The following is a 12,172-nucleotide window of genomic DNA, read 5'->3' as shown; positions in this document are numbered from 1 at the left end:
CTGGCTTTGGGCTTGCCGATCAACGCTTGCCGGGCGGATCGGCGACGAAGGCGGGCGGCGTCGCCTCGTCGGCAAAACGCCAGGCAGAAAGATAGGTCAGCTTGAGGATGCGCGTCATTTTGCCGTAGTTGATCTTGTCGGCCGTGTCAGTGGTGTGGTGATAATCGGGATGGAAACCGGTGAAGAACCAGAACGCGGGAATGTTGTTGAGCACGAAGGGAAACTGGTCGCTGCGGAAAAACACGTTGAGCGCGTTTTCGTGGTCGAACCGATCATCGAGCACCAGCCCGACACTGCGGTTGGCCTCGGCCACGGTGCGGGCGTAATCCGGGCTATAGGCCGCGCCGATCAGGTTGAGGCGGTTGGTGGTATCGGCGGGAATGTCGATCAGCCCGGTAGTCTGGTCGCTTGGCGCCTCGTTGCGGCCGATCATGTCGAAATTGATCATCGCGCGCGTCGTCGCCAGCGGGCGCAGCGGATGGGCGGCCATGTAATAGGCACCAAGCAGCCCGCGCTCTTCGGCGGCAAACACCGTGAACAGGATCGATCGGCGCGGCCGCGCGCCATTGGCCATGAACGCGCGCGCCAGTTCGACCACGCCCACCGTGCCCGAGCCGTTGTCATCGGCGCCGTGCCAGATTTCCGGACCGCTGGACCCGTCGTGATCGTGATGCGCGCTGATGATCACGGTTTCGGGCGCCAGCGTGGGGTCCGATCCCTTGAGCAGCCCGGCCACGTTCCAGGTGGTCCCACGCGAGCGCACGGTGTTTTCCAGGTGGAGCGTTACCTCAGCCCCGGGCACGGCGCGCGATTGCGGCACCAGCGCGCGGTCGATCGCGGCCTGCAGCGCACTGGCACTTTGCCCCGTGCCGGCCAGCAGCGCGGCCCCGGCCTCATCATCCACGGTGATCACCGGAATATGCAGCGCGTCGTCAACCAGGGCCTGCGCCGGGATCGGCGGCGTGCGCTTGGCGCTGCCGCCAATGCGCATCATGCGGTCGAAATTCGAGGGATGCTTGCGGTTGGGCTCGGCCATCACGACCAGCGCCAGCGCGCCATGGGCCTGGGCGTTCAAGGCCTTGACCCGGTTGGTGGCATAGCGGGTGTTGCCCGTGCCGCCAAAGCGCGAGGCCGGATCGTTTTCCTGCGGCTCGTGCTCGAACACCACCACGATCCGCCCCTTGGCGTCAATCCCGCGATAATCGTCATAGCTCACGCCAGGGGCGGTGATGCCATAGCCGGCAAAAACCAGGGGCGCGGTGATATCGACGTCATCGCGATAGCCGCCCACCAGATGCGGCGCCTGCCAGCGGCGCGTGGCATTGCCGCTGCGCAGCGCCACGAAATTGGCCGCCGCATTGGGCCGGTATTCCACCAGCGGCACGCTTTGCAGGAAGCTCGGCGCGCCAGCGGCGTCCTGCGCCGCCGGTTCGAGGCCCGCCTTGGCAAATTCGGCCGCGACCCACTGCACCGTGGCATCGTCACCGGGCTGCAACGACATGCGCCCCTGCAATGCATCCGACGCCACCAGGCCCAGATCGGCGCGCAGATCGCCCTCGCGAATGCGGTCAAACCCGGCGGCCTGGTTGGCCGGAACCGGCACGCCGGCGCCATCCTGGGCCAGGGCGGCAGCGGGCAGGGCCACTGACAGCAAAAGGGTGAGTGCGGCCTGTTTCATGGGGGGCATGCTCCACGAAGATTGGGGAATATGGCCCAGCTATACCCCCTGATCATCGCTGGCAATCATGCCCGCCAACGCAGCGGTTCAAAACCGGTAGCTGATCCAGCCAGCAATGAAATCCGAACTGCGATAGCCGGCATCGGTCAATGCCGCGCGCGCCATCAGGTGCTCATAGCGGCCGGTCAGCGTCAGGCGCGGCGTGGCGTTCCACACCATCTGCGCGCGCACCACATCGGCAATCTTGCGCCCGCGCCCGTTCTGCGTGCCGGCAAAGGGCTGGCCATTGGCGCGATAGACCGCGTCGTGCACATCATCGCGCCAGGCCAGTTCGTATTCCGCGCTGATCCGCGCATTGCGAAACGGGGTGAAGCTGGCGTTCGGCGTCACCGCCACCAGGTTCGACGGGGTGAGATAGAGCTGATAGCTGAAATAGATGTTGTTGCCGAACGGGGCATAGGCATTGCGCAGCTTGCCCTGGCCATAGCCACCGCCGCCGCTGGCATAGTCGACATGCACGCCAATGCGCGGCGCGGTCTTGGCCGGGCCGTTGCCGATCCGCCAGGTCTGCGCCAGGAACGCCTGCCAGGCATCGATGCCCTGGTTCATGAACGTGCCCCACTGGTGGTTGACCGACCAGTCCAGCCCCAGCCGCCCGACATCGCCGCGCAGCTGCGCCCCGGCGTAATAGCGCGTGGCCGGGCCGATCCGCCCGCCCCAGGTGCCCACCAGGTTGCGCCGCCGCCAGGCAAACAGATCGAGATAGAGCTGCGAGCCGCCCAGCGTGGTCTTGGGCAGGACAAACCCCGCCGTCACCCCGGAGAAACGCCGCGCGGGATCGATCACGTCATCATCGGTGCCCAGGTCGCCATAGGCCGTGGGCTTGAGATCGAACACCGTCAGCCGCGCCTTGGCCCCGCGCACCCAGCCGCGAAAGCCGTTGAGGGTATAGCGGATGGTGTTGTTGTCGCGCTGGGAAACCAGGATATTGGGCCCGTCGGTAAATTCCTGCCGGCCATAGCGCGCGCCAACCTCGGCGCTGCCGATGTCTGCCCCCACTTCGACGAAATGCTGGAGCAGAACCAGGTCGTTGCGCAGCGTGGCCGCCGGAACGCCCAGGTTACGCCCACCGATGCCGCCATGCGAAATCTCGCCATAGAAGCGCAGGTGTGGCCCGATATGCAGATCGGCGCCCAGCGTTTCGCGGTTGATATCCTGCCGCTGCGCCTGGGCATCGCGCAAGTTGGGGTTCGTCGTCAGGTTCATGCGCAGGCGCAATTCGCCCGAGACCGTGAGATAGACATCGCCATCGTCATCGAGCGGGATGAACTTGAGCCGGTCGAGCGGATCGTCGCGCTTGGCTGGGTTCTGCATCACCCGCCAATCCTCTGCCCAGCGTGACAGGGCATAGCCGCCCGGTGCCGCCGCCGCATCGCCATTATAGGCGGCCGGGTAGCTCTTGCGCTGGGCTTCGCCAGCCGGTTCGGCGGTGGTTTCGGCCAGGGCCGGGGTGCCGGAAAGCAGGCAAAGCGGGGCCGTGGCGGCTCGCAGCCGCGAAAAACGCAGGTCCATGATGGTTTCTCTCCCTAGATGCGCCGCTGCTTAGGCAGCGTGCGCCTGTTCCACCGCGGCAGGCAGCGAACGGCCATGCAGCGCGGCGTCGAGGCGTTCATGATCGAGCGCGTTTTCCCAGCGCGAGACGACCACGGTGGCCACGGCATTGCCGATGAAGTTGGTCAGGCTGCGGCATTCCGACATGAAGCGGTCGATGCCCAGGATCAGCGCCATGCCCGCCACCGGCACGCTCGGCACGATCGACAGCGTGGCGGCCAGCGTGATGAAGCCCGCGCCGGTAACCCCGGCCGCGCCCTTGGACGAGAGCATCGCCACGCCCAGCAGCAGCAGTTGCTGCCCCAGCGTCAATTCCACGTTGCACGCCTGCGCGATGAACAGCGCGGCTAGCGTCATGTAGATATTGGTGCCATCGAGATTGAAGCTGTAGCCGGTCGGCACGACCAGGCCGACGACGGTCTTGGAACAGCCGGCCCGCTCCATCTTCTCGATCAGCGCGGGCAGCGCGCTTTCCGAAGACGAGGTGCCCAGCACCAGCAGCAGCTCTTCGCGCAGATAGGCAATCAGGCGCAGGATCGAAAAGCCCGCCAGCCGCGCCACCACGCCCAGCACCACGAGCACGAACAGCGCGGAAGTGACATAGAACGCCGCCACCAGCTGCGCGAGATTGGCCAGGCTGCCCACGCCATACTTGCCGATGGTGAATGCCATGGCGCCAAAGGCACCGATCGGCGCCGCCTTCATCACGATGGACACCAGCTTGAACACCACGCCCGAAACGTCTTCGAGCAGATCGAGCACGCGCTGCCCGCGATCGCCGACCGAGGCCAGGGCAATGCCGAACAGCACTGCCACCACCAGCACTTGCAGGATATTGCCCTGCGTCAGCGCCGAAAGGAACGTGTCCGGGATCATCGCGCCCAGAAAGCCCACGATCGTGCTTTCGTGCGCCTTGGCGGCATAATCCGCCACCTTGCCGGCATCGAGCGTGGCGGGGTTGATATTCAGCCCCGCCCCCGGCCGCAGCACATTGGCCACGATGAGGCCCACGATCAGCGCCAGCGTCGAAAAGAACAGGAAATAGGCAAAGGCCTTGGCCGCCACGCGGCCCACTGCCGCCAGATCGCGCATGCCGGCAATCCCGGTGACGATGGTGAGAAAGATCACCGGGGCGATCACCATCTTGACCAGCTTGATGAACATATCGCCCAGCGGCTTGAGCGCTTCGCCCGCCGCCGGATAGAAATGCCCCAGCAGCACACCCGCGGCAATCGCGGTCAAGACCTGGACATAGAGGTGGCGATACCACTTGCGAGGCCGCTGTGGCCCCTGCCCGGCCACGGGCGCAGACGGAGTGGTGACAGCGAGGTTCATCGTGGGAAAGCCTTTCGTCCTCTCGGCAGGGCGCGCTGCTCGGTCCTGCTCGGCCATTACCATAGGCGGCGGCCCTGCCCACCGAAAGCTTTTGCTACGGCCCATATAAGTGACGCTTTTTCAGAATCTTGCCAAATCGCGATGGCATTCTTTGTCCAGAAATCGGCACACTCGAAAATCCCGATGTGCAGATTTTGACACATCATGCTATGCGTCTGGCGTGGGTAGTTTGAACCGATTCCGCGCCGTGGCGATGGCGCTGGTGGCCGCCGTGCTGGTGGCCATGGCGGCGGCCGGGGTGGCCGGCGCGATCACGCGCCATGTCATGCTGGCCCGGCTGGAAACGCGCGCCGGGCAAGACCTGCGGCTGCGCCAGGCGCTGCTCACCAGCGAAATCGCGCGGTTCCGCCTGCTGCCGCGCGCGCTGGCTGATGACCGGGACCTGGTGGCCGCCACGCCTGTCGCTGGCCATGCGCCCGCCCCGGCAGCGCAAGCCGCGCTCAACCGCAAGCTGGAGGCACTGGCCCAGGAATTCGGCGCGGCGGCGATCTATGTGATCGATCGCCAGGGCATGGCCTTTGGCGCCAGCAACTGGCGCCAGCCGCACAGCTTCATGGGGCGCGACTACACCTTCCGCCCCTATTTCCAGCAGGCCCTGCAAACCGGGCAGGCACAGCAGTTTGCCCTGGGCACTGCCAGCCACCGGCCTGGGCTCTACCTCGCCACCCGCGCCGCCGGCGGGGCGGCGGTGGTGGTGGTCAAGCTGGAGTTCGACGGCATCGAAAGCGCGTGGCGCCGCGCGGGCGGCATTACGTATGTCACCGATCGCGCCGGCGTGATCGTGGTGGCGAGCCGCCCGGCCTGGCGCTTTGCCGCAACAGCCCCGCTCGATCCTGGCCTGGCGCGGGTCGAACGGCTGTCGCTGGGTGTGGCAGCCCTGCCCACGGCGCCCTTTGCCCTGGCCCGCGACGGCATGGTGGTGCCCGCCGGCACCGATACGCCGCACCTTGCGGTCGCGACGGCGCCAGATGCGGCGGGCTGGCGGGTCAACCTGGCGCTGCCCTTGGCCGGCGCGGTCTATCCCGCCGTGCGCGTGGCCCAGGCGATCACCGCGCTGATCGTGCTGCTGATCGGCGCCGTGGCCGCCGCGCTGGTGGAGCGCGCCCGTCAACGGCGCCGCCGCACTGCCCAGTTGGAAAGCGCGGTGGCCCAGGCGACAGCTGAACTGCGCAGCGAAATACACGAGCGCGCCGCGGCCGAAGCCCGCGCCGCCACACTGCGCGAAGGGCTGCGCCAGGCCAACCGCCTGGCCACGCTGGGCCAGGTTACTGCCAGTGTCGCCCACGAAACCGCGCAACCTGTCGCCGCGATCCGCAACTATGCCGCCAGCGCCACGCTGCTGCTCAACCGCGGCGAGAGCGCCGAAGTTGCGCACAACCTGGCGGCGATCACCCGCCTGGCCGATCGCATCGGCGCCGTGACCGAGCATCTGCGCGGCTTTGCCCGCAAGGGCAGCCGGGGCGATGGCGCAGTGCCCCTGGCCGAGGCGATCGATGGCGCGCGGCTGATCCTGAAAGAACAACTGGGCCGCGTGGCGCTGTCCCTTCCCGCGCCCGATCCGGCCTGGCAGGTACGGGCGGAAAAGACCCGGCTGGAACAGGTGCTGGTGATCGTGCTGCAAAACGCGATCGAGGCGCTGGCCGGCACCGCCGATCCGGCGATCCGCCTGGATATCCGCCGCGATGGCGCGATGGTCGACGTGGACATCGCCGACAATGGCCCCGGCCTTGCCCCCGATATCGCCGCGCGGCTGTTCACCCCCTTTGCCACCAGCCGGCCGATGGGCCTTGGCCTGGGGCTGGTGATCGCCAAGGACATCATGGAAGAATTCGGCGGCAGCCTGGTCCACGTGCCCGGCCCTGCAGGCGCCTGTTTCCGCATCAGTCTGGCCGTGGCGGAATAGCCGGTGGCAGAACCTGCCCGCCTGATCGCCCTGGTCGAAGACGACGAGGATCTGCGCGCCTCCACCGCGCAACTGCTGCGCCTGGCCGACTTTACCGTGGAAGCCTTTGCCGACGCGCCCGCAGCGCTGGCGGCGGTGGGTGCTGCCTGGCCCGGCCTGGTGATCAGCGACGTGCGCATGCCCGGCCTTTCGGGCATAGACCTGTTCCGCGCGCTGCATGCCCGCGATGCCGAACTGCCGGTGATCCTCATCACCGGGCATGGCGACGTTGGCATGGCGGTCGATGCGCTAAAGGCAGGCGTTTGGGATTTCCTGACCAAGCCTTTTGCCGCAGAGGCCCTGATCGCGGCGGCAGAGCGCGCCGCCCATGCCCGCGCCCTGGCCCTGGAAAACCGCCGGCTTCAGGCCCTGGCGCAAGACAGCGGCGGCAGCGCGCTGATCGGCGCCTCCCCGGCCATCCGGCGCCTGCGCGACATGATTCCGACGCTCGCCGATGCCGATCTCGACCTGCTGATCGAGGGTGAAACCGGCACCGGCAAGGAACTGCTGGCGCGGTTGATCCACCAGGGCGGCAAGCGCCGACGCCACCGCCTGGCCACGATCAACTGCGCCGGTCTGGCACCCGCGCTCGAGGACGAGATATTCTCGCTGTCGGGCGGGGCCAGCCTGATTCACGCCAGCTATGGCACCGTGCTGCTCGACGATATCGACGGCGCCAGCAGCCGCTTTCACAACCTGCTCGTGCCCGTGCTGGAAGAGCGTGCCCTGGCCGTGCCGGGCAAGGCGCCGGTGCCGCTTGACCTGCGCGTGATTGCCACGGCCGGCGCGGGCGGCCAAGGCAGCGAGGCGGCCGCCCCCCTGCCCCCGGCCCTGCTGCACCGCATTGCCGGCATGCGCATCGCCATCCCGCCGCTGCGTGCCCGGCGCGAGGATATTCCGCTATTGTTTGCCCACTTCGCGCAAGAGGCCGCTGCCCGCGCCCGGCTGCCAGTGCCACGCCTGGTGCCCGCCGTGCAGGATCGGCTCGATCATCACGCATGGCCCGGCAACGCCCACGAACTGGCCCGCTTTGCCCAGCAGTTCGTGCTGGGCCTGGTCACGCCCGACAGCAGTGACAATGCTGCGCCTGCCCCGCAACCCTTGGCAGACCGCGTCGATGCGTTCGAGCGCGAGGCGATCATCGCCGCCGTGCGCGCCGCCCAAGGACGCATTGCCACGGCGATCGCCACGCTAGGCCTGCCGCGCAAGACCTTTTACTATAAGATCAACAAGCTGGGCATCGATCTTCAGGCTCTGCGGCAAGAATGACAGCCCCACGCGAAAACGGAACGATGCCGTTCAATTGAGCAGGGCAGCTTCTCCCCACACCACCGGATCGGACGCCACGCTGGCATTTTCCGGGCGGGCGATCAGCTCGATCAGATGCACGCCGCGCACATCGGCCGCAAGCGGCACCAGCGCATGGCCCGCGTGCAGCGGTGCGGACTGCGCCAGCAAGCGTCCATCGCCATAGACCAGGAACGTCACCGCGCCGCTGTTGCCCCAGGCCGCATCATCCACCCCGACGCGCGCGGTGAAGCGGGCATGGCCGGCGTTGCGCACTTCCAGGCGCGATCCAGCCAGGATGCCGATCCCGGTATCGAGCTTTTCGTGGCCGGCCTGCAACTCCTGGCCATAGGGGCCGGTATCGACCGCCGCCCCGCCCCAGCCGCCATAGCGCGGATGCTCGCCGCCCCCGCGCGTATCGTTCCACGGCAGCAAGCCGCGATGAACCAGCGGATCGGGCTGGGGCTGCACCACGCCATCGATCGCCGGATTCACACTGCCCGGCATTTCCGAAAGATAGAGACCATTGGCCAGGCGATGGCGGCCCACCAGCTTGAGCAGCACGGTTTCATGCGGGCCAAGCGGCACAGTGATTTCGCCGGTGAAGCTGCCGGTCTTGCCGGTCCACAGGTCGGTCGTGGCGATCGTTCCGGTCAGCTTGGCATGCTCGGCCGTCAAGGTGGCGTGGGTCGGCGCATCGCTGCGGTTGAGCAGGGCCACCGCCTTGGTGCCATCGGCCAGCGTCTTGACGTAAATCTGCACTTCCGCGCTGTCATAGGCGAGCACGGCCTGGTTGCCGGCGCGATCCTGGTTGAGCGCAATCGCCTGGGCCCAGCCGAGCAGCGCGATCTGGTCGGGCGTGGCCTGGCGCAGGTCCATCCCGATCAGCAGCGGGGCATTGAGCATGGCCCACAGCGCCAGGTGCGAGCGCGCCTCCACCATATGCGCGGCATCGAATTCGCCCTTGCCGATGAACAGCATGTCGGGATCGTTCCAGCTGCCGGGATGGGCATAGAGCGCGCGCCGCGCCGTGGTATCGAGGTTGTGCAACATCCGCGCCCAGGTGGGCGAAATGTCCTCGCTGGTGCGGCTCATGTTGCCGATGTCCTTGCCCCAACTGCGCACGTCGGCCGATCCCCAAAGGCACAGCGACAGGACATAGTCGCCCGCCGGGCGGGTGCGCGCCAGGGCATCGGCCACCGCGCCATAAAGCCGGCGCACTTCGGCAATGTCGGTGCGTGGCAGGTCATCGAAATCGATCACCGGCCCGAGCGGGCGATAGAGCCCGGCCTTGACCCGCGGATTGTCTGGCCCAAGCCCGCGGATGCCGCAGCCATCCACCTTGATCAGGTCGAAATTCCACTCGTGGAAATAGAGCGCGATATCCTGCTCGACGTGGCCATAGAGGCCGGTTTCGCGCTCGGCCTGGGTGCCTTCGGGCAGATTGGGCGCATCCGCGCCGCCGAACACCTGGCTGCAGGTGTTGCGGCCAATGTCGGAATAGATTCCGGCCTTCAGGCCCATGGCATGCAGCCGATCGGTCAACGGGCGCAAGGAGGTGCCGCCATCGGCCGTTGTGGCAGACGGGAAGTTGGCCGTGCGCACCAGCATGCGGCCATCGGGCATGCGCCGCTTGAGCCACCAGCCATCGTCGATATCGACATAGCGATAGCCCTTGGCCGCCAGGCCACTGTCGACCAGCAAGCGGGCCGAGGCCATCAGCTTGGTTTCATCGACCGCCGCGCCAAAGGCATTCCAGCTGTTCCACCCCATCGGCGGCTTGGCGGCTTGCCCGCGCGTGTTGGCGCTCCACCGGCCAGTGGGCGCCAGCGGATCGGGCGCCGCTGCGGCGTGGCAGCCCGGCATCAGGCAGGCAAGCACGGCAAGAAACGACGCAAGAGGCAGCTTGGTCATGGGGCGGTCCGATCGGCAGGGGCAATTGCGCTGATATCGCTACCATGCAACGCGGCGCGATTGGGCGCAACCATCCGCTACGCCCCCGCCCTAAATCGAACCGCAGGTCAGCCGAACGCGGCGTCATCCTCGTCCATGCCGCCAGCCGACAGATCAAGTGCAAAGCCTTGGAGCCGGGCCTGCTGATCACCCAGCGATCCCGCCGCGGCGGTCAGCCGTGGCATGCGCGCCGGGGGCGCTGGCCGCGCGCGCGGGGCGGCCGGGTTGGCGATGGGCGGCTTAGCCCGTGCCTTGCCGCCGCGCGCGCCGCCGGCCGGGCGTGCCGCGCGCGGGATGGCATCAAGCGTGAAATACCCAAGGCTGGCCTGCAATTCGTCCGCCTGCTCGGCCAGTTGTTCCGAGGTGGCCGAAACCTGTTCCGAAGCGCCGGCATTCTGCTGGGTCACCTGGTCAAGCTGCTGGATCGCCTGGTTGATCTGCGCCGCGCCGATATCCTGTTCGCGGCAGGCGGCGCTGATCTCGCTGATCAGTTCGGCGGTGCGGCGGATATCGGGCACCAGGCGGCCGAGCATGTCGCCCGCCTCGGTCGCGGCCTTGACGGTATCGGCAGAAACCGCGCCGATTTCCGAAGCGGCAGTCTGGCTGCGTTCGGCCAGCTTGCGCACTTCGCTTGCCACCACGGCAAAGCCCTTGCCATGCTCGCCGGCCCGTGCGGCCTCGACCGCAGCATTCAACGCCAAGAGGTCGGTCTGCCGGGCGATTTCCTGGACGATGCCGATCTTGTCGGCAATGGTGCGCATGGCTTCGACCGCGCGGCTGACCACCACGCCCGAGCTTTCGGCATCCTTGGACGATTGCCGAGCGATCTTTTCGGTCTGGGCGGCATTGTCGGCGTTCTGCTTGATGTTGGCAGCCATCTCTTCCATCGCGGAAGAAGCCTGCTCGCTCGCGGCCGCCTGCTCTGCCGCGCCTTGGGAAACCTGTTGCGAACTCGCGGCGAGTTCCTGGCTGCTCGACGAGACGGTTTCGCTGGCGTCACTGATCTGGCCGGCAAAAGTGCGCAGATTGTCCACCAGGGCGTTGATGGCGTTCTTCATGCGCTGGTGATCGCCTTCGCAGGCGATGTCCACCTTTTCGCGCAGATCACCCTCGCTGACATTGGCGAGCACGCGGTTGCCTTCGGCGATGGGCAGCAGGATCGCGTCGAGCATGCTGTTGATGCCCTGGATCAGCCCGGCAAAATCGCCGGAAAAGCGCTGCGCCTCGCCACGCCGGGTCAGCTCGCCCACGGTGGAGGCCTTGATCAACTGCCCGATCTCGCCGGTGATCGCGCGCAGGTTGCGGCGCAGCCCTTCGATATTGTCGTTGATGAAGGCCTTCTTGCCGGGGAACTGCTCGATCGGCGCATCGAAATCGCCTTCGCCAAACGCCTTGATACAGGCCATGGCCTTTCTCTTGACGGCAATATGTTCGCCCACCATCGTATTGATGCCCTGCGCCATCGTGGCGAAATCGCCGTGATACCGCTCCATCGGCAGGACCACATCGATATCGCCCTGGTCGTGCGCTGCGCTCATCGCGTTCATGTCGCGGATCAGACCAATAAGGTTGCCGCGCAGGGTTTCGATCACCTCGTTGATGAAGGCTTTCTTGCCGGGGAAGGCTTCGAGCGGCGCGTTGAAATCGCCCACGCCGATCGCCTGGACGCAGGCCATGGCCTTTTTCTTCACGGCGATATGTTCGCCCACCATGGCGTTGATCGCGCCGGCAACCTGGTGCAATTCGCCCTTGAAGCGATCGGCAGCGATGGTCGCGTCGATATCGCCGCGTGCATGCTCGCTGGCCATGGCCTGTACCGCCGCGCCCAGATCGCGCGCAGGGGCAGTGGCGCTGTCGAGCAGCTGGTTGATCGCCTCGGCCAGGGCGGCGGAGCGGCGATTGCCGAACGGAACCGCCAACCGGGCACCGAGATCACCGCTGGCGAGCGCAGCCTCGACCCGGGCGATGTCGCGATAGGTGGGGTCGAGCGACCCGATGAAGAATGTTGAGCCGGCCATAAATCCTCGCCTTTACCATGCCTGGGCAGGCCCGCTGATCTAGCCGGGCGCGCTGAAGGCGGCGTAAAGCGGCGATGCGCCGGACTACGCAGCCAGGCGGCACGCCGTTATTAGGCATCGCCCAGGCCCATGATTCTGGCGGCAAATTGGTATCGTTTCCACACCCGCACAGCGCGCGGGCGAGAGCTGCGGAAAGCCACGCGGAACGGCGCCTCAGACTCCGCTGGCCGACACGACAGGCAAATTGCATGTGATACCATTGCAGGGCCGATTGCACGGCTGGGTCGG

7 protein-coding genes are annotated in these 12,172 nt (G+C 66.9%); 2 read left to right on the top strand and 5 right to left on the bottom strand.

Going from position 1 to position 12,172, the window contains the following annotated elements; genetic code table 11:
- Window positions 1-19 precede the first annotated feature (19 nt).
- The 3 genes from C8K14_RS01430 to C8K14_RS01420 form a co-directional block, all read right to left on the bottom strand.
- Entirely contained in the window at window positions 20-1,678 is a 1,659-nt protein-coding gene (locus tag C8K14_RS01430) for a M20/M25/M40 family metallo-hydrolase (RefSeq protein WP_107715390.1), read from the bottom strand.
- 87 nt (window positions 1,679-1,765) lie between these two features.
- Window positions 1,766-3,250 (bottom strand): alginate export family protein, encoded by a 1,485-nt coding sequence (locus C8K14_RS01425; RefSeq protein WP_107715389.1) that lies wholly within the window; start codon window positions 3,248-3,250, stop codon window positions 1,766-1,768.
- A gap of 30 nt (window positions 3,251-3,280) precedes the next feature.
- Window positions 3,281-4,624: a dicarboxylate/amino acid:cation symporter gene (locus C8K14_RS01420; RefSeq protein WP_107715388.1), complete on the bottom strand. Its 1,344-nt coding sequence runs from the start codon at window positions 4,622-4,624 to the stop codon at window positions 3,281-3,283.
- A 229-nt stretch (window positions 4,625-4,853) separates the two neighbouring features.
- Between C8K14_RS01420 and C8K14_RS01415 the strand changes: the two genes are divergently transcribed.
- Both C8K14_RS01415 and C8K14_RS01410 read left to right on the top strand, forming a co-directional pair.
- Window positions 4,854-6,587, top strand: coding sequence for an ATP-binding protein (locus tag C8K14_RS01415; RefSeq protein ID WP_369974024.1), 1,734 nt, complete (start codon window positions 4,854-4,856; stop codon window positions 6,585-6,587).
- A gap of 3 nt (window positions 6,588-6,590) precedes the next feature.
- Window positions 6,591-7,895: a sigma-54 dependent transcriptional regulator gene (locus tag C8K14_RS01410; protein ID WP_107715387.1), complete on the top strand. Its 1,305-nt coding sequence runs from the start codon at window positions 6,591-6,593 to the stop codon at window positions 7,893-7,895.
- 30 nt (window positions 7,896-7,925) lie between these two features.
- Here the strand turns inward: C8K14_RS01410 and C8K14_RS01405 are convergent, their stop codons facing one another.
- On the bottom strand, window positions 7,926-9,827 hold the full coding sequence (locus tag C8K14_RS01405) for an NPCBM/NEW2 domain-containing protein (protein WP_107715386.1): 1,902 nt from the start codon (window positions 9,825-9,827) through the stop codon (window positions 7,926-7,928).
- Between the two features lie 107 nt (window positions 9,828-9,934).
- On the bottom strand, window positions 9,935-11,884 hold the full coding sequence (locus tag C8K14_RS01400) for a methyl-accepting chemotaxis protein (protein WP_107715385.1): 1,950 nt from the start codon (window positions 11,882-11,884) through the stop codon (window positions 9,935-9,937).
- Window positions 11,885-12,172 lie beyond the last annotated feature (288 nt).

The sequence above is a fragment of the Novosphingobium sp. GV079 genome (genome assembly GCF_003058045.1).
Lineage (GTDB): Bacteria > Pseudomonadota > Alphaproteobacteria > Sphingomonadales > Sphingomonadaceae > Novosphingobium > Novosphingobium capsulatum.
The sequence above is the reverse complement of the archived record's forward strand: the minus strand, read 5'-3'. Positions and strand labels throughout refer to the sequence as shown.